General features: G+C 59.0%; 18 protein-coding genes. 5 read left to right on the top strand and 13 right to left on the bottom strand.

Annotated elements, in window-relative coordinates; all coding sequences use genetic code 11:
* Nucleotides 1-15: 15 nt before the first annotated feature.
* The 3 genes from IPP88_19355 to IPP88_19365 are packed head-to-tail and all read left to right on the top strand — an operon-like array spanning nucleotide 16 to nucleotide 1,642.
* Nucleotides 16-624, top strand: coding sequence for a choice-of-anchor D domain-containing protein (locus IPP88_19355; protein MBL0124775.1), 609 nt, complete (start codon nucleotides 16-18; stop codon nucleotides 622-624).
* Nucleotides 621-1,208: a fibronectin type III domain-containing protein gene (locus IPP88_19360; protein ID MBL0124776.1), complete on the top strand. Its 588-nt coding sequence runs from the start codon at nucleotides 621-623 to the stop codon at nucleotides 1,206-1,208. Before IPP88_19355 ends, IPP88_19360 begins: the two co-directional genes overlap by 4 nt.
* Nucleotides 1,205-1,642: a hypothetical protein gene (locus tag IPP88_19365; protein ID MBL0124777.1), complete on the top strand. Its 438-nt coding sequence runs from the start codon at nucleotides 1,205-1,207 to the stop codon at nucleotides 1,640-1,642. Before IPP88_19360 ends, IPP88_19365 begins: the two co-directional genes overlap by 4 nt.
* A gap of 227 nt (nucleotides 1,643-1,869) precedes the next feature.
* Here IPP88_19365 and IPP88_19370 read toward each other — a convergent pair whose 3' ends face one another.
* From IPP88_19370 to IPP88_19395, 6 genes are all read right to left on the bottom strand, one after another.
* Nucleotides 1,870-2,931 carry an AI-2E family transporter gene (locus IPP88_19370; GenBank protein MBL0124778.1) on the bottom strand — a complete coding sequence of 354 codons (1,062 nt, stop codon included), beginning with the start codon at nucleotides 2,929-2,931 and terminating at the stop codon, nucleotides 1,870-1,872.
* Nucleotides 2,932-3,225: 294 nt separating this feature from the next.
* Nucleotides 3,226-5,895 (bottom strand): cation-translocating P-type ATPase, encoded by a 2,670-nt coding sequence (locus IPP88_19375; GenBank protein MBL0124779.1) that lies wholly within the window; start codon nucleotides 5,893-5,895, stop codon nucleotides 3,226-3,228.
* Between the two features lie 430 nt (nucleotides 5,896-6,325).
* A complete protein-coding gene (locus IPP88_19380) occupies nucleotides 6,326-7,147 on the bottom strand; it encodes a class I SAM-dependent methyltransferase (GenBank protein ID MBL0124780.1) in 822 nt (273 codons plus the stop codon).
* 234 nt (nucleotides 7,148-7,381) lie between these two features.
* Nucleotides 7,382-7,834 (bottom strand): GNAT family N-acetyltransferase, encoded by a 453-nt coding sequence (locus IPP88_19385; GenBank protein MBL0124781.1) that lies wholly within the window; start codon nucleotides 7,832-7,834, stop codon nucleotides 7,382-7,384.
* Nucleotides 7,835-7,938: 104 nt separating this feature from the next.
* Entirely contained in the window at nucleotides 7,939-8,466 is a 528-nt protein-coding gene (locus IPP88_19390) for a TlpA family protein disulfide reductase (GenBank protein MBL0124782.1), read from the bottom strand.
* Nucleotides 8,467-8,554: 88 nt separating this feature from the next.
* Nucleotides 8,555-9,130 (bottom strand): hypothetical protein, encoded by a 576-nt coding sequence (locus IPP88_19395; protein ID MBL0124783.1) that lies wholly within the window; start codon nucleotides 9,128-9,130, stop codon nucleotides 8,555-8,557.
* Between the two features lie 605 nt (nucleotides 9,131-9,735).
* On the opposite strand from IPP88_19395, the gene IPP88_19400 reads away from it, so the two are divergent.
* Nucleotides 9,736-11,979: an Ig-like domain-containing protein gene (locus IPP88_19400; GenBank protein ID MBL0124784.1), complete on the top strand. Its 2,244-nt coding sequence runs from the start codon at nucleotides 9,736-9,738 to the stop codon at nucleotides 11,977-11,979.
* Between the two features lie 81 nt (nucleotides 11,980-12,060).
* Here IPP88_19400 and IPP88_19405 read toward each other — a convergent pair whose 3' ends face one another.
* From IPP88_19405 to IPP88_19415, 3 genes are all read right to left on the bottom strand, one after another.
* Complete coding sequence (locus IPP88_19405) at nucleotides 12,061-13,170, bottom strand: collagen-like protein (GenBank protein MBL0124785.1); 1,110 nt, start codon at nucleotides 13,168-13,170, stop codon at nucleotides 12,061-12,063.
* A gap of 353 nt (nucleotides 13,171-13,523) precedes the next feature.
* A complete protein-coding gene (locus IPP88_19410; protein MBL0124786.1) occupies nucleotides 13,524-14,504 on the bottom strand; it encodes an HPP family protein in 981 nt (326 codons plus the stop codon).
* A 120-nt stretch (nucleotides 14,505-14,624) separates the two neighbouring features.
* Nucleotides 14,625-15,152: a hypothetical protein gene (locus IPP88_19415; GenBank protein MBL0124787.1), complete on the bottom strand. Its 528-nt coding sequence runs from the start codon at nucleotides 15,150-15,152 to the stop codon at nucleotides 14,625-14,627.
* Between the two features lie 321 nt (nucleotides 15,153-15,473).
* On the opposite strand from IPP88_19415, the gene IPP88_19420 reads away from it, so the two are divergent.
* The gene (locus IPP88_19420; GenBank protein MBL0124788.1) at nucleotides 15,474-16,043 is read left to right on the top strand and encodes a hypothetical protein; all 570 of its coding nucleotides are present in this window, start codon (nucleotides 15,474-15,476) and stop codon (nucleotides 16,041-16,043) included.
* A 181-nt stretch (nucleotides 16,044-16,224) separates the two neighbouring features.
* Here the strand turns inward: IPP88_19420 and IPP88_19425 are convergent, their stop codons facing one another.
* From IPP88_19425 to IPP88_19440, 4 genes are all read right to left on the bottom strand, one after another.
* Nucleotides 16,225-17,118, bottom strand: a complete 894-nt coding sequence (locus IPP88_19425) for a DMT family transporter (protein ID MBL0124789.1) — start codon at nucleotides 17,116-17,118, stop codon at nucleotides 16,225-16,227.
* A gap of 62 nt (nucleotides 17,119-17,180) precedes the next feature.
* Nucleotides 17,181-17,507, bottom strand: coding sequence for a hypothetical protein (locus IPP88_19430; GenBank protein ID MBL0124790.1), 327 nt, complete (start codon nucleotides 17,505-17,507; stop codon nucleotides 17,181-17,183).
* A gap of 7 nt (nucleotides 17,508-17,514) precedes the next feature.
* Nucleotides 17,515-17,664, bottom strand: a complete 150-nt coding sequence (locus tag IPP88_19435) for a hypothetical protein (GenBank protein ID MBL0124791.1) — start codon at nucleotides 17,662-17,664, stop codon at nucleotides 17,515-17,517.
* 7 nt (nucleotides 17,665-17,671) lie between these two features.
* Nucleotides 17,672-18,049: a hypothetical protein gene (locus IPP88_19440; GenBank protein MBL0124792.1), complete on the bottom strand. Its 378-nt coding sequence runs from the start codon at nucleotides 18,047-18,049 to the stop codon at nucleotides 17,672-17,674.
* Nucleotides 18,050-18,498: the final 449 nt, after the last annotated feature.

Consider the following 18,498-nt stretch of genomic DNA (forward strand, 5'->3'; position numbering starts at 1 on the left):
TAAGGCCCTCCGGTCATGAACGCCCGATATTTCCTCGCCGCGACCCTAATAGCGATGGCTGCCCTCGCTGCGCCATTTGTCCATGCTGCCGGACAATCGAGCACCAATTACTTGATCGCCAAAGACAGCGTCAATTCCGGCATCGCCAACACCAGTTCGGCGAACTACACCTTGAACTCGACGGTCGGCGAAGCGGTGTCCTCGACGCAAACCAATAGCGCGAATTACCGTATCGATGCCGGATTCCGCGCGCAGGCAGTGGTGAACGGGCCGGTGATGACTTTGTCGCCGCCAACGCTGAACCTGGGCAGCAATCCGGTTGGCGTGGCGACCGCTTCAATGAACTTGACGGTCGGCAATCAGGGAACGTCGACACTCACGCTTTCCGCACTCTCCCTCACAGGAACGAATCCTGCCGATTTCGCGCGAACAGGCTCCTGCACGCCCACGAGCACCCTGCTGCCGGCCGCGACATGCACGATTACGATCACATTTACGCCGGGCGGCGTCGGCGCGCGTAGCGCCACCTCACCGTCACCGGCAATGACACCATCAATCCGACACGTAGTTCGAGCCTCATCGGGACCGGGCTTTCCAGTAATCCATCAATCAATCTCACCGTGAGCGGCGCGGGCACGGTCGCGTCCGCTCCGGCCGGCATTGCCTGTCCCGGCACATGCAGCGCGAGTTTCACGCCGGGCAGCGCGGTCGTGCTGACGGCAAGCCCTGCCGTGGGTTCGATATTGCAATCCTTCACCGGTTGCGATGCAACCACCGGACTCAGCTGTACCCTCTCGCCACTCAATGCCTCGCGCAATGTGACCGCCATTTTTGTCACAAGCGCGGCAACAGTGCCTGGCGCGCCAATCATTGACACCGCGATTCCCGGCAATGCCCAGGCGACCATTAATTTCACGCCGCCCGCATCGAATGGCGGCAGTCCCATCCTCGGCTACACCGCCAACTGCGCTGTCGGCCCATTCAGCGCGAATGGCAATGCATCGCCGATCACCGTGACCGGGCTCACGAATAACACAAGCTACAGCTGCAGCGTGATTGCCATCAACGGTGCCGGTGCCGGACCGCCATCGGCGAATGTGAGCGTGACACCGGTTGTTTCGGCGCTGACATTGCAGCAGGTTTTTCGCGCAAGACACACGGCAGTCCGACGCCCTACGACATCGTCATCGACCCGATGGGCGGCATGACGGGCTTCGTTACCGTGGAGCCGCGCGCCATCGGCGCCGGTCACATTATTGTCTTCGAGTTCAACGCAACAATCACCAATCCGGGTGGCGTCAGTGTGGTCGATGCCAATGCCAACGACATTGGTTTGGCCAGCTCAACGGCTTCGGGCACAAGTGTTGTTGTCACGTTGACCGGCGTGCCGGACAACAAGCGGGTCATGGTCAGCCTGTTCGGCGTCAACGGCAATGCCAGCGCCAGTCGCGCGATTGGCTTCCTGGTCGGCGATGTGTCCGGCTCACGCACGGTCAACGCCGTGGACATCAGCGCGGTAAAAGCGCGCGCCAATCCGGTGGTCGGCGCGGGCAACTTCCAGCATGACATCAATGCAAACGGCGCGATCAATCAAGTTGACGTTTCCACCGTCAAGGCCAGATCGGGGCTGGTGCTTCCCTAGCAGGAGTGGCTAAATTGGTTTTTGTTCGCATTGCAATGGCAACAGCACCATCAAATTAAAAGGGCACCTTCACGCAGTGTGAGATCGGATCAACCGATTTGCACAGGACACGAAAAGAGACAAGGAAGTGCGATTTCGCCCGTGGCGCCTGGCTGTCCAGCTTTTCGACTTTGTAAAACATTGACAGTATCGTTACTGCCCCACCGAGGCCAAAACCCTGGGCCGCCCTAACCTTCCTTCTGGCCTTTAGCCAAGCCAGGACGTGCAATCCACAATTGCACCAGTGTCAGACCGACTGCCAGCACCGGTGGCCCGATGAACACGCCGATGAAACCGAAGGCGATCACACCGCCGAATACACCGAGCACGATCAGCAGGAGCGGCAGATTGCTGGAGCGGCTGATGAGATAGGGCTTCACGACATTGTCGATGGTACTGATGAACAGTAGCCCCCAGAGAAACATGAAAATTGCCCAGCCGGTCTCGCCGTGGAATACCAGCCAAATTGTCGCGCCACCCCATATCAACGGCGGGCCAACCGGCACCAGTGAAAGGAAGAACGTGCCCACGCCCAACAGCAGCGCAGCCGGCACGCCGGCTATCATGAAACCGGCCACGGCCACCAGCGCCTGCGCGAGCGCGGTGCCAAAAACGCCGTGCACGACGCCGGTGACGGTATGCTGGATGGTAAACAGCAGGTTGGTCGCGAGTTCACCCGCGAGCCGATCGAGCGCTTTCCGGATCGATGCCATCAGCAAATCACCATCGCGATAGAAGAAGAACCCGATGAAGGTCGCCACCACCATCTGCAACAATCCCTGACCCACGGCTTTGCTGGTGGCGATGAGGAAATTGCGCGCCGGCTCGATCAAGCCCTTGGACTGCGCGGCCAGGCTGTCGCCGGACGACGCGAGGTCCCGCCAATACTGCGCCGTGAATTCACCGACCAGCGGAATCCGCGCCAACCAGTCCGGCGGCGCCACCGGTCCGCCTTCGAGTGTGGACTTGATGGTATCCGCCAGCGCGGTGATGTTGTCGGAAAGACTCATCGCCAGCAGCAGCGAAGGGCCGATCACCAGCACCACCAGAATCAGGCTCATCACCAGTGCGGCCAGTGTCGAATTCCCCCACAGCAATTTGCGCAGCCTGGCATACAACGGCCAGCTTGCCGAACACACCACCGCCGCGAAAAGGATGGCCGGTATGAACGGATTGAGAACCAGGTAACAGCCGACGATGACGATGACGACCGCGGCGAGCTGGGCATATTGGTGCATCCGCTGCACCATCGTCTTTTGCGTGCGGGGCGTCGATTCGCTCATGATGGAAAAGATAGCGGCATCAGGCGCGACAGGCTTGTGGGTTTCCTCAAATTCATTTTGACCATGGCTCTCAATCGATCAGTAACTGTTGGCACGGATGTCGTTCCTTGCTCATTGCATCTTACGGCGACTGCTTGCGAAATTCAGGTTTGCTCGTCCATTTTCCTGCGCACATTAAACTCAAGCACTGGCGCGGCACTTCAAGCTTTTTCGACCTGTGTGCCGCGTGGATGCTAGGGTTTGGCAAACTGGCGAACATTATCATCCGCGCTTCCGGTTGCTCCACGCCTTCTCAATCTCCGCCACTGCAAACGCCATCCCCGCCGCGCCCAGACACACCATCAACTCGATGGCGCTCAATGGCTGCGTCTTGAAAACCGGATTGAGCCACGGCACGTAGATGATCAGCAGTTGCAAAATAAAGGTGAGCACGACCGCGCCCAGCAGCGGCAGGTTCGACAGCAGGCCAATGCGAAACAGCGATTCACTTTCCGAGCGAATCGCCATCACGTAGGCCACCTGCGATAACGTCAGCGTGGTGAATACCATGGTCTGCCAATGGGTGTCGCCGATGTAAATGGACCCGGCCTGCAACAACAGGCATAGGCCGGCAATCAGCAGACCCATGCCAAAGATGTGCGGCAACATGCCGGCAAACAGGCTTTCCTGTGGCGGCCGCGGTGGCCGCTGCATGATGCCGCGCTCGGCCGGCTCCGCCGCCAGCGCCAGACCCGGAAGGCCATCAGTCACCAGGTTCACCCAGAGGATATGTATCGGCAAAAGTGGAATCGGCAAGCCCAGGAACGGCGCCAGGAAAATGATCCAGATTTCGCTTGAATTGCCGGTCAAGGCATAGCGAACGAACTTGCGGATATTGTCGTAGATGCGGCGGCCTTCGCGCACCGCAACAACGATGGTGGCGAAGTTGTCGTCCAGCAGCACCAGGCTCGATGCCTCGCGCGCGACGTCGGTGCCGCTACGCCCCATCGCCACGCCAATGTCGGCGTGCTTCAGCGCGGGTGCGTCATTGACGCCATCGCCGGTCATGGCGACAAATTCTCCCTGTGCCTGCAGGGCCGCGACGATGCGAATTTTCTGCGCCGGATCGACGCGCGCATAAACGCGTATTTCATCGACGCGCTGGCGGAACGCATCATCATCCATGGCCGCGAGTTCAGCGCCAGTGACAACGCCGCTGTGATGCGCATCGACAATTCCCAGGCGCTTCGCAATCGCGAGCGCGGTAGCCGGATGATCGCCGGTAATCATCACCGGCGTGATGCCGGCCGACAGGCAATCTCGCACGGCAGCCATGGCCTCATCGCGCGGTGGGTCGATCAAACCAATCAGGCCCAGGAAGCTCATTTCGGTCGAGAGTACCTGCTGCTCATCGGCGCCGGGCAAACTTTCCAGGCTGCCCCGCGCGAACGCCAACACCCGCAGACCCTGTGCGGCCATCGCACCCGCCGCATCAAGAATGGCGGCGTGCTGCAACGGTCCCTCCCCGCCTTCAACGTCAGCATGCCATTGGGACTTGCAGTGCGGGATCACCGATTCCGGCGCGCCCTTGGTGTACGCAACATAACCATGATCGATCTGGTTAACGGTGGTCATGCGCTTGCTCTCGGCATCGAAGGATATTTCCTCAACCCGCCGATAGATCAATTCAAGCGCCGCCTTGTCGAGGCCCGATTCCAGCGCCGCCTGCGCCAGCGCCGTTTCCGTCGGGTCGCCGTGCCAATTCGTTTCGCCGCCGTCCGCGGACGCCCCCGTGTTGCGCCGGGCATCGTTGCAAAGGGCCGCTGCGCGCAGGGTTTCAATGAATAGCGTACTTCGGGATTCGGGCTCCGCATTGCTGACCTTCGACTTCGTGCCACTCAGGGCAATGGTCATTCCATCGACCTGCATCTGTTCCGCGCGCATCCGGTTCTGCGTCAACGTGCCGGTCTTGTCGGAACAGATGAACGTGACCGACCCGAGCGTTTCAACGGAAGGCAGACGGCGGATCAGCACATTCTGCGAGACCATTCGCCGCGCGCTAAGCGCGAGCAGCACCGTGACCACCGCCGGCAATGCCTCGGGTATCGCTGCCACCGCGAGACTAAGTGCCGTCAAAATCATCAGCACCGGCGGCTCGCCACGCAGCACGCCCACCAGGAACACCACGATACAAATGGCGATAACGGCCAGGGCAAGGCGCTTGCCCAGAATGGCGAGGCGCAATTGCAGCGGCGTGCTGCGATCGGAGTCCTGATCGAGAAAGCCCGCGACTTTCCCCAGCTCGGTGACCATGCCAGTGGCGACCACCAGTCCCGCGCCGCGCCCATGGGTCGCCGTTGTCCCCTTGAAGGCCATGTTGAGCCGATCACCCAGCGAGCTGGCTGCCGCCGTAAGTGGCAACGTGTGTTTTTCGACCGTGACCGATTCGCCAGTCAGCGCCGATTCATCGATCTTCAGTTTGGCGATATGGATAAGGCGCAAGTCGGCGGGAATCTGGTTGCCGGATTCCAGCAATACAATATCGCCTGGCACGAGTTCCGAGGCGGGTATGGATTTCGTTTGCCCGCCGCGCAGTACCGTGGCATGCGCCGTCGCGAGTTTCTTCAGCGCCGCCATCGCGCGATCCGCCTGCCAGCTTTGCGCAAAACCGATGGCCGTATTCAGCAGCACGATTGCCAGGATCACGAGCGTGTCGACGATATCGCCGATGAACCCCGAGATCACCGCCGCCGCGATCAACACCAGTACCATGAAGTCCTTGAGCTGCTCGACGAGCAGTTCGATCAGGCCGCGGCTCGCCTTGCTTTCGATGACGTTAGGCCCGTGCTGCAAGGCGCGCCGGCTGACTTCGTCTTCGTGCAAGCCGTGTTCGGGGTTGACATCGTGGTGACGCACCACGGTTTCAACATCATGCAGATGCCAGTCGTTCATGATTTCAATTGATATGGTCGTTGACGATGGCTGGGGGTACGTGATGTGTGATCTGTCCGTCAAATGTCAGGCGGCAAGCACACGGCGCGCGGCAAAACGGCTTGCGGGCCTGCGCGCGACTATGGATCGATTTTCGCGCCGCGCGGTCAACACGCCCTGCGCGCCGGGACGTTTTGTCGCAAATGATCGATCAATGGTACCCCGGAGCGAGCAATGTCTCTTTGCTTTGGCGCAAACGTCCAAACGTTACACCCCCCCTGCTTGGCGGGATTCTGGCGCGCGTAACCACTCAAGCGCCGGCCATGAAGCCATTGACGATGACGAACTCCCCTGCAATTGACTCAGCTACATCGACAATCAGCCGTGCGCGGATCGCGGCAGCAGGCAGAAATCAGAAGTAAACCGGGCTAACCTGGCTGAACCTTCTCGCCTATTTTCCCGGCTTCACAAACCGCAGCGTCATCCGATCTGATTCGCCTATACCAAGATACTTCGCGCGATCCACTTCACCTTCGGTCAGTACCGGCGGCAAGGTCCAGACACCTTTCTTGTAGTCCTTGGTGTCCTTGGGGTTCGCGTTGACTTCGCTTTTGGCATCGAGCTTGAATCCCGCCATCAGCGCATGTTTGATCACGAAATCCTCGGTCATGTAGCCGGTCTCGATAGCCTGTTTCAACTTTGAGCCGGGTTTGGCGCGATGCTCAACCACACCCAGCACGCCGCCTGGCTTCAGCGCATCGTAGAAACTCTTCATGAAGGCATCCACGTTGTCGTCGTCCACCCAGTTGTGCACATTGCGAAATGTCAGCACGAAATCCGCGCCGCCCTCGGGACGAATATCCAGCGCCGCCGGCACACCCAACGGCACGATTTTCACCTTGTCGTAGATCGTGGGTTTGGTCGCGAGCTTGTCCTGAAAGTTCTTGAGGCCGCGAGTCGCTTGCGCCCCGATTACCGCCACATAGCGGCCATTGTCACGCAGGTAAGGCGCCAGCAGCTCCGTATACCAACCGCCGCCTGGAAAAATTTCCACGACGGTCGATTCCGGCTTCACGCCAAAGAAGGCCAGCGTTTCCACCGGATGTCGGTAGACATCGCGCGCGCGATTGACGTCGCTGCGGTGATCGCCCGCCATGATCTTGTCGAGCGAAGCGGATTCGGCGGCGATCGAGTCGAATGCATTGAACACAACCGCCAGCGTGCAGAGCATGATCGGCAGAGCATTTTTCAATGATGGTGTGCGAAGTGACATGTCATACCTCGGTTGGAATGGTGATGGGTCGCCTGTGGTGGCGAAAACGCTAGTTTAATCGGGCCGACAAAAAAAGGAGGCCGATTTGGCGCACACGACGTGTACTGTTGCTTGGTGTTGCTCAAAATACCAAAGTCCAGCATTGGCGCGGTGTCTGGCGCCTTTATGGCCCGAACGGCGCGTGGATACTGGGGTTCGCCGGGGTTTTCGGCGGGCTCCGTTGAGTCACATGCATCACGCCGACGGCTCGTCCATCGGGAAATCGTAACGGATGAAGCCGCGGTGCTCGGCCATCGTGTCGTACAGCTTGCGCGCGGTGGCGTTGTGCGCCTGGGTAAGCCAGTACATGCGCGTGGCGCGCCGCGTGCGCGCGCTGGCGGCGACGGCTTCGATCAGCGCCCGCGCGACGCCTTTCCCGCGCGAAGCGGGATTCACGTACAAGTCCTGCAGATAGCAGACGGTTTGCGTCCAGGTGCCGGTATGAAACAGATAGTGCGTGATGCCGACGAGGCGGCCATCCACCCATGCCCCAAACGCATGAATGCCATCATCGGCCAGTAGCCGGCGCCATGCGATCGCATATTCGGCATCGGAGGTTTCGGTCTGATAAAAAGCCTTGTAGCCGCGCGCCAGTATTAGCCACGCGCCGTGATCGGCTTCATCAAGATGGGCAATGCGGATTGTCATATGTTCGGGCGGCGGGATATTCCTGGGCCGGTTGCAAAGCCTTGGTCACATTCCTTGTTTTCGACCGCGCATGAATCGCATAAATCCTTCACTCGGCCTTTCCCTCAGCCCTTCACCAGCGCCGCATTGATTTCCGCCAACAGGCCATCCAGCGCGTCTTCGCTGTAGCCTCGATGCACGCTGACCACCTTGCCATCCTTGCCGATGATCACCATGTGCGGAATACCATTTACCCCATAGGCGCCAGCATGGACTTTTCGCGGATCGTTGGTGAGCGTGATGCTGAATGAACTCAATGCGCGCGCAACACGACGAAATGTGTCGCGCTCCTCGATATTGACGGCAACCACCTTCACACGTTCCTTGGCGCCTTGCTGAAGGCCCTCCAGCATGGCGAGTTCGGATCGGCACGGGCCGCACCAGGACGCCCAGAATGTCACCACCATCACGCGCCCCGCGAACTGTGTGGTTTCAACCTCGTCTCCCGCACGGGTAATGCCGAGTGCTGCAGGTGGTGCGTCGCCAGGCAAGAGCTTTTTCTCATTGGCTTTGTCTGCCGCGGTCACGATCCCGGCGGCCAGAATCAAACATGCGAGTGCGATGGAAGCAATGGACACAACGATTTTGCGCATTCAGGTCACTCCTCAATGACTTCAGTTGCCATACACGTGCTAGCCCGGCTCGCGCGGGAGTCAACAACGACAGCATTTCCTTCTTCCGTCATTGCTTCAAGCAAGCCTCAGGCTTGGTTCGCTCAATCAAGGTATATCGGGTGGTGGCGCGGTTTACTTCTGTCAACGTAAAGGCGTCTTCAGTCTGCGCGGATATCGGATTGATATCCGGCGGCCATGCGGCGCCGCTGTCATAGGCCCACACCATCGAATTACCGGCCACGGTCCATGCGCCGGTGACAGCCTGCTCATGCGCCGGAACATTCTCTCCCGGTTCGGCGAGAAACTTCCCATCCACCTCGAGCGTGACCTGATAGACCATGTTTCCGCGCGTGGCCGCCCAGACACCCGCATATCGGCAACGAGCGCGCAGCGGTGTTGCGGATGCCGCTGCTGTGCGATCCGCCGTCCAGGCGATACAGGCCGCATATTTCTCCACCACGGCCAATGGCGATGTTGTCGCCTGCGTTGACGAAGCCTGATCGAGGCACGACCCGGTACGTTCGACCTGCTTCTGGAACAACAACTTGTACGCCAGCGTGAGCAGGATCAGCAGCGCGACAATCCAGGTGATGACAAGCAAGCCCCAGTTTGCCCGGGCCGTTGTGGAATTTTTTGCGGACATGCAATCGTTTTCCGAGTGAATTTTCGATTTAGCTGGTATTGGTGGGGCTTGGCGCGTACTGGCGTGCCTTGGCGAGTATTGACTTGCCTGTGTGAGTGTACCGGATAACGCCTGTTTTTAGACCTCAATCTCCAGCACTGGAGCGGCCTCCAAGGGTTTTTTCGCCTGTAAGCATTGCCGGTGCTGGTGTTTTTGATTAACTTTGGCGCGGCAAACTGCTTCGGCCAACAAAATTCACGGTTTGTATGATTTGAATCAAATTTGTGCCGTGCTATATCTTTACACATTATATAAACCGTGAAACCATTTGCTCGACGATGTAGCCAAACGATCCAAACAGATCAAACAACCGCGGGCTCAGGACACCCGCATCCGCGTGACAAATAGCTGAACGCCCCCTGCAAATCAGCAAAGACAAGACATGTTCCACAGGCGCACAACTTACCAATTGCATTTATCAAGGAGTTTGTGCCATGCATGTCCATCACGTCACCTTTCGAATCCTGTTGTTTTTTACCAGCCTGATCGCGCTAACCGGCGCGTTTACCGGCGCACTCGCCGATAGCGGGAACTCATCCCTGCAGGTCAAACCGACTTCCGTTTCAATGCGCGTCGGCGAAACGGCCACGATTGCGGTCACAAGCTCCTCTGGCTCCATTTCGGCAACTTCCGGCGACAGTTCACTGTTGACCGTTTCCTATTCCCGCAATGTCGTCACCCTCAAGGCGTTGAAGGCCGGGTCGACCAGCGTCAAGATACGGCTGCGGTCAGATGGTCATACCACGAGCCGGAGCGTGCCGGTCACGATCAGCTCTGCCAACACGGCAAGCCTGACGGTTTCTCCGACATCGCTCAGTTTGACGGCCGGCAACACCGCAAGCATCGCGGTATCCAATGCCTCCGGAACGGTAACCGCCATGTCCTCCGCGCCCTCCATCGCAACCGTCACCTATGCAAATGGCGTGGCCAGTGTCGCGGGATTGAAGGCCGGTTCCGCCACCATAACCGTCACGGATAGCAGGACCAGCAAGACCGTCGCGGTAACCGTGGCAGCGGCATCAGTCTCGTTGTCCGTATCGCCTTCATTTGTTGCGGTCAGTGTCGGCAACACCGGCACCGCGACCGTCTCCAATGCCTCAGGTACGGTCACCGCGACGTCATCGGATCTTTCGGTCGCAACCGTGAGCATTTCCGGTAACACCGTCTCCATCAAGGGCATCAAGGTCGGCACTGCCGCGATCACGGTCAAGGACAGCAAGACCTCCGCCTTGGTGCAGGTTTCCGTCGCAAGCGGACCGGTCCCGACGCTGGGTGGTTATGCGCTGCTGGCCTGGAACGATCTGGGCATGCACTGCGTGGATGGCAAGGATTACTCGGTGTTCTCGATCCTGCCACCGTACAACAACCTGCACGCACAACTGGTAAACAAGGTCACCGGCAAACAGGTGACCAGCGGAGTCACGTTGACATATGAAGCCATGGCGGATGACACGGTACCCAGTACCGATCCGCTGTTTGGTTCGATCAACACGACGAGCGTTACCAAGACCAATTTCTGGGGCTACGTGAAGGCGTTGTTCGGCGCCAGTCCAGCGCCCGATGTCGGACTGAACCTGAGCAAAGACCCGGGCAACCGTACGCCATCGCTGGCGCCCCAGCCAATGTCGTTCGCGTCAGCCACCGGCTGGTATCAGGCTGAAGGCATTCCCATTGTGCCGACGGATGACCAGGGCAAGAAAAATTTCTACCCCATGGTGAAGGTGGTGGCCAAGGATGCTTCGGGCAACGTGCTGGCAACGGCGAAAACCGTGCTGCCGGTCAGCGACGAAATGACCTGCAAGGCTTGTCATGCGTCGAATACGTCAGCCGATGCGCGGCCAACCAATGGCTGGTTGAACGACATCGACCCGGAAAAGGACTGGAAGAAAAACATCCTGCGGTTGCATGACGACCAAAAACTGGGCACGCCCGCCTACAAACTTGCGTTGGCGGCAGTCGGCTACAGCAGCACGGGACTTCACGCGACCGTGCAGGCAGGCCAGCCGGTATTGTGCGCGGCATGTCACTCGTCAAATGCGCTGTTGACGACCGGCCAGCCAAACGTTCGCGCGCTCACGCATGCCTTGCACACCAAACATGCCACGGTGAAAGATCCGTCCGGAAATATCCTGGGCGCGGTGACCAACCGCACATCCTGCTACATGTGTCACCCTGGTTCCGAAACCCAATGCCTGCGCGGCGCAATGAGCAGTCAGAGCCAGAGCTGCCAGAACTGTCACGGCAATATGGCGGACGTCGGCAACACCGCGCGTACCGGCTGGCTGGAGCAGCCAAATTGCCAGGCCTGCCACCACGATGGTCAACGCGAAATCGTCGGTGTCACCGCCAATGGCAAACCCAAAGTCTGGGCCGACACACGGTTCGCAACCAATCCCAATACGCCGGCGACTGGCTTCAGCCTGTATCGATTCAGCAAGGGGCATCGCGGCTTGCAATGCGAAGCCTGTCACGGGGCAACCCACGCTGAATACCCGAGCACGCATGCGCAGGACAACGCACTCAGCATCGGCTTGCAGGGCCACGCCGGAACCGTCGCTGAATGCACCGCCTGCCATCAGACAATGCCGACGACGGTCAGCGGCGGCCCGCATGGCATGCACACGACGGGCGATGCCTGGGTGAAATCCCATGAAAACGCCAGCAAGACCGGTTGCACGGCCTGTCACGGCGCGGACTATCGTGGCTCGCCGTTAAGTGAAATCAAGGTGGCGAAGACGATCAACAAAAAGAACTTCGCGGCCGGGCATCAAATGAGTTGCTACGACTGCCATAACGGACCAAATCCGTAGTAAGAGATCCCCAGCTCGTGGCACGCATCCCGCCGACTTCGGTCGGCGGGATTTTTTTTGTCTTGGTTTTGCGTGATAAATCTATGGCGAAATGAACGTCGCGCGCCAGTGAAACGGTGTTGAGCCAGGCGTCGCATGAGGCGTAATCTCAACTGAAATAGTGTCTCCCGCGACGACCGTCACATTGTGTGTCTGGTTGAAATCAGAACATCGGCCCGCGACGTTGCCGCCGCCTGAGCCGATGACGGTACAGATCATCAATGTCTGCAGACCGTTTTTCAAAAGTCTCAAATCGTAACTCTGGCCAATACCTGGATTCCGGTCCGCAAACGCGTGAAAGTTCTTGATCGTTCCGCCGATTGGCAGCACGTAACTCGCGTCAGTCTCCACAATGCTGGATTCAGTAAAAAGCCCCATGTACGATACGCTTGCATTAGACGGTGTAACAGTCCCCGTGCCCCCACCGATGACCTGACCTTGTGGCCCAAACCGCGCACCGGTCGCACCGGTGGCGCCTGTTGGTCCGGCGGGCCCAGTCAATCCAATTGGGCCGTTTGGGCCGGGGACGGTGGACGCAGCGCCCGTCGCGCCGGTTGCACCCGTCAGGCCAGTGGGACCGGCGGGACCGGTAGCGCCCGTCAGACCCGTTGCCCCCGTAGGACCCGTCGCCCCTGTTGGACCTATGGGGCCGGTTGCACCTGTCGCACCGGTCAGGCCTGTTGGTCCGGTCGGTCCCGGCACCGTAGAGGCCGCGCCGGTTGCCCCAGTCGCACCGGTCAACCCGATCGGGCCGGTCGCGCCCGCGGGACCTTGCGGACCGGTTGGTCCGGCAGGACCTTGCGGCCCAGGCACCGTGCCAATCACCTGCGCGACCGGAATCGTCGCGGAAGTGATGGAACCCGTGATCTGCGACCCACTGATCGTGGCACCTGCAGACACGCCATCCGCGCTCACCGCGTGCAAGGCATACGGACTCGACGACAACACGCTTCGCGGCGAAAGTGTCTCGGCCCCTGCGGAGATCTCAAGGAAATAGGGAACATTGAAGGCGAGGCTGCCGAGCGGCGCGGCACTCACCAGCGCGCCTGTCCCCAGCGCCACATTGAACAAACCATTGGTCACCGTCACGTTCTGCGATTCGGTCCAGAGCGGCGTGCCATCCGTGAGCGTGGCGAATAGCGAGAAAGTCATCGTCACGGCAGGCGGACTCGTCACGGGTGTACCCGTTGCGTTGGTCAGAAATCCCTGGTAATTGATGGTCTTGGGCACTTGAGCGTGGGCAGTTCCCCACGACAATGTCACCGCGAGCAACAGAACAATCGCTCTCGTTGAAATTCCCTGTTCGTCGGTTTGGATTTGAGAATGTCCGGCCAGATCGCTGCCTGCCGGGCGACTTCAGTCCAGAAAGATGTACGAGAGCCCAAACCGGACGGATTCAACCCGGACCGTCAATATCACGTGGATCGGCGTGAAGAAGTCTCCGCAGAATTCGCCACGGATATCAGTGAGCCTGGGAATTTTTCCCGGACCCCGCGTGGGCTTGCCTATTTGCCGGCGTCTTCCACACCCGTCGCCCGCTGCCACGAATTTTCATTGCGAAAAACTTCGTAACGCACAGTCTGAGCAAATTCTTCCCGTGTAAGTATGCCGCTCGCCCCACGCTCAATTCCGGCGACGATCTTGTAGACCACCCTGTCCTTGCCCGGCGCGGCATCGACGGATTCTTCGACCACCTCGTATATCGCCCAGCGGTCGTTGTACTTGCCATTGCTATAAAAGTGTCCGCGTGCGATCAGGTCTGGAGAAAGCTGCGGTCCATGGTGATGAAGGCGCGCGAGGCGATAAATTCTCGACAGGTCTTCTTCCGTGACGTCGACATAGAGATTCATCGTCCGCAACGCGTATTCCAGATCCTCGTGGGAAATCTCCACGGGCGCCGCACGGGCGCTGCCAATCAACATGTTCGCGGACGTCGCGTCACGCCGTCCAAGTTTGGCCGGATAACGGCGCCACGGAAAGAGATAATTGAACGCGATAGCGGCCGCCAGCAGGATGACTGTATTCAATAGTACCGGGGTCAGGACGTAATAATAGCCAAGCGTGTGTATTGCCGGACCACCAACCACGGCCGCGAGCGCGGTACCGCCGCCTGGCGGATGGATACACCGCAGATAGTGCATGGCACCAATAGCCAATGCCACCGCCAGTGCACCTGGAATGAGCGTGCCGGGCAACCACATTGCGACCGTGACGCCAATGAGGGCTGAAACAGTGTGACCGCCGATCAACTGCCACGGCTGTGACAGGGGCCCGTGGGGCACGCTGAACACCAGCACCGTTGATGCCCCCATTGATGCAACAAGAAGCGCCGCGCCTTCCGTCCCGACGAAATAGGCGCTGATCACGATGATCATATAGACGCAAACAAATCCGCCCGCCACGGATACGAGCTTTTCCACATGGCTCGTGGTATTGCTCTCGAAACCGATGAAAGCCAGGAACTGGTTCTGTACGTAATTCAGCATGTCATTGTCTTCCTCATCACCACGAAAGGTGAAAGTCGAATTGTCTCTTGCGGGCAACGATCGTCAATTCGGTGGCGATCATGTTGCTATCCATTTGTATCCTCCCGAGGAAACGCCCGGTCAGGGCGCAAAGTTTGCGAGTGGCACGGCGGCCACGGTGCGCCGCCAGCGCAGCAGGCCGATCGCGTACGCGGCAAAATAACCGAGCATCGTGCCGAGGATAACGAGCGTCAGCGGGCTGCGGCCGAAAGCCTGCATCGATTGCCCCATCTCCGGTCCCGACAACGCAGACAACGTATAAAAACGATAACCCACACGCGCGACCAGCAACAGCGAAAGCCCGATGCCGATATGCGCATTCGGCGTATAGAAAAAGCCTTCCCCGGATTTTTCAAACCGCGTGAGACGCAGGCCCCACACCGCGAGTCCAATTCCGGCTATCGTGCCCGCGACAAGCGCCGCAAGCCCCTGTGGTGCCTTCAGCGTTACGGACGCGAGCAAGGCCAACAGCAGCGGCAGAAAAATGGCCGCGAACCAGTGGCGCCAAAGGCGCGATCGCTGCCTGCCGATCAGCCGGCGCATACGCGAATACAGGCGCCATATCACCAGCAACGCAACGGCAATCATGATGAGCGTGGATTGGGTCATGCTTTTCCTTCCTTGTTGATCGCGGCGCCCCGAAGACGGCGCGCACAATGACGCACGCAACGTCGGCAAGATTAAGCAGTTGCCGCGGAATGCACAAGCGGCACGCGATAAAGACACGTCTTCCCGGCGCGAGTCACCATGTGTTTTTGGATCACGCATGTTTTCACATGTAGTGAAACAGATGGTCGAGGATGGCTGACCATCGCATTTGCCGCAAAATGTGATCGCGCAAGAACAGCCACCACCTTGCCCGCACGCCCGGCTTAAGGTAGCGTTGTGCAAGCGTGGCAATTTGTTCAAAACGACAACCGGAGCGACAAAATGCTTTTTTCACTGAAGACAAGATTGTTTGTCATGGCTGCCATGCTGATACTGGGCGGCTGTGCCACCACTTACGGAAATAACCCCGCCGAGAGGCGCCAGGTGGTGCAGAACATGAAGGCCGAGGTACTGGCGGAGCTTTATAAAGCGCATCCATCCGCAAAGGCCGAGATCGCCGCGGCGACCGGGTACGCGGCATTCAGCAACGCGAATGTCAATGTGATTTTCGCCAGCTTCAGCGGGGGCTACGGCGTCGTCACCGACAACAAGTCCGGCAAGAACACCTACATGAAAATGGGTGAGGTCGGCGTCGGATTGGGCATGGGCGTCAAGGATTTCCGCGCGGTCTTTGTGTTCCACGACAAGTACAGCCTGGATCGATTCGTCAACAGCGGCTGGGCGTTCGGCGGCCATGCGGACGCCGCCGCCAAAGCCGGAGACAAAGGTGCTGCCGTCGGTGGCGAAGCGCTGATCGACGGCATCACCATCTACCAGTTCACGCAAAGCGGCCTCGCGCTGCAGGTGACGGTGAAGGGAACGAAGTACTGGAAGGATGATGAGCTGAATTGACGTTGGCGGATGAGCATGCGGGCGTGTTGAAGGCCGCAAATGAAATGACAAACTCAAGCACTGGCGATGCTTCCCGTGGATTTTATCGCTGCGATGCCCGTGGATGCTGGGGTTTGGCCAATTTTCCCTGGGATACGTGAACCTCGCTCCTCTTCTTGCGATCGATCGGCCACACAAGCCGCTAGCGCGTAAAAATCAGTGCCATCCCGACAATCACAATCACCGCCCCACCCCACGCGCCTGCGGCCGGTCTTTGCCCGGTGCGCATCCAGATCAACGGCAGAATGATGACGGGCGACGTGGCGGATAGCGTGGAGACGATACCGACGTTGCCACCGGAAAGTGCAAACAGCAGCAAGGTCATGCCGATGGCGAGTGCGAGAAAACCACTGAGCGCGGTGACGGCGAAGACGCGGAGGGTCAGTGGGTTTTTTTGCCGGACGGCGGGAATGGGCAATTGCATCATGGCGGTAAGCGCCATGGCGGCAATGGCGACGCGCAGCATCGACGCCGCGAATGGGTCGACACCCGACGCCATGACAGGACGCATGATGAGTGAGGCCACGGCCTGGCATGCAGCAGCGGTCAGGCCCAGGCCGACTCCAATCCACAGCGCGCCTTTCACTTCTTCCCATCGATGTGTTTGCGCCCGGCTGCTGCCGAAGTAGATTGCCATCGCGACACCCGCGAATGTGAGCGCGACACCGAGGATAGCTTGCGGGTCCAGCGCTTCGTCCAACACAATCCAGCCAAGGATCGCGGCCAGCGGCGCATTCATTGAGAACAAAATGCTGGAACGCCGCGGACCGATGCGGTTCAGCGATGCAAAGAGCAGCGTGTCGCCGGCAAAGATACCGATCAGCCCCGAGAGAAGAATCGGTGGAATATTCTGCGCATTCAATTGCTGCCAGTCGCCGGAAATCCCGACATAGGCGCCCAGCAGCAAGGCAACAAAAACTTGCCGAAGCCTGTTGAATGCGGGAGCGCCAAGATGGCCGGCGGGACCGGCGGAGATCAGCGCGGTCAGCGCCCAGCAGGTGGCGGCGCCGAGCGCGGCAAGTTCATAAGTCAGCATGAGCCTGGGAGAGTGAGATTCGGACTGTTGGTGGCGGGAATTCGTTTGTGGCCGTACTCAGGTCATTCACGGCGCATCCCGAACTCCGCATACCTGGCTTTGAATTCCGCATGCCTGGACAAGACATCCTTTAGCTGGCTCACGAAAGAAATTCGCCCATACAGGTTGGCCTGTTGAAGGCCATCCAGAACAAGATGCAGCTCTTCTTTCTCTGCTGCGGACAATTGCGAAGAGGCGACGACTTCCTTGCGCAGGAGAACAATTGCTTGCGGCGAATCACGCTTCATTCCTGCAATATTCTGGACGCACTGAAAGACAGTTTCCCAATTCATGACAATACCCGGAGAGTGTAAGTTAGGTACGGAACGGACACGACGTTCATATTGCATTCGCGTTTCATTTGCGCGCCTTTCCGCGCAACGTGACTGAATGGACGCGCAGATAGCGGCGTTTCATGATTCGGTTCCTGACCTGAATCGTGCCGGGCCGCGCTTGCTTGCGGCAACGGTCGATATCGATATTGCTGCCCGGCCGAATGCCTTTCATGCTCCCGTTATTTTCCGATCGCCGCCGCGAGACCTTCAGGGTCGGCAACGCTCACCCAAAGCGTGGAGTGTTTCCAGAAGCCGATGACTTTGGGAATCTTGTGCACGAACGCGATACTCAAACCCTTGCGATGGTTCGTGCCAAAAGTGATCCCATCATCGGTGAAACTGAGCCGCAATCCCACGGCCGTATACCAGCGGTGCGGGCCGGTGATGAGTGTGTGGTCGACGTTGTTGAGCGTGGTCTTCACCTTGAACCGCCCGAAGGTCGCGATGAGCTCGCCCTTGGGAGTAATTTTCACGCCGTCTTTGTCGGTCACACCGAGCAGGAGGAACAGTGCGCTCCATCGCTTGTCGAGCCGGTACGGGAAAAATTTTGTGGTCATGATCCAGATTCTGCCTTCCTGCATGTTTTTCGGAATGGATGTGGATCTGGGTTGCCTTGCCAGAACAAATGGCGCTTTGCCGCTTTGTTCTTCGCCCTGAATCCTGCCGCGCCGTGATCAACGCACCAGCCGCAGTCCCATCTCGGTTGCCATAGTGCACGTTTACCGAAGTATTTGCGCGTTCAGCTCAAAAGATTGCGGGTCCCGCGTTGACCGGGGCCAGCGGGCATACATCAACCGCTGCATCAGCATGTGTCGCGCGTCGCAAGAGTCGTGCGGACTGAATTTGACCCCTATCCGGCCTGCGCCAAACAACCTCATAGCAACCAATGTCAAGCACTGGCGCGGCGATTGGGGACTTTTCTTGCTATAAGACCCGTGGATGCTAGTGTTTTTCGCTATTGTATTGGGGAATGGGAGGGGCGCCCATTGTTGCAGTGGAACACGTA

Source organism: Betaproteobacteria bacterium, assembly GCA_016720925.1.
Lineage (GTDB): Bacteria > Pseudomonadota > Gammaproteobacteria > Burkholderiales > Usitatibacteraceae > UKL13-2.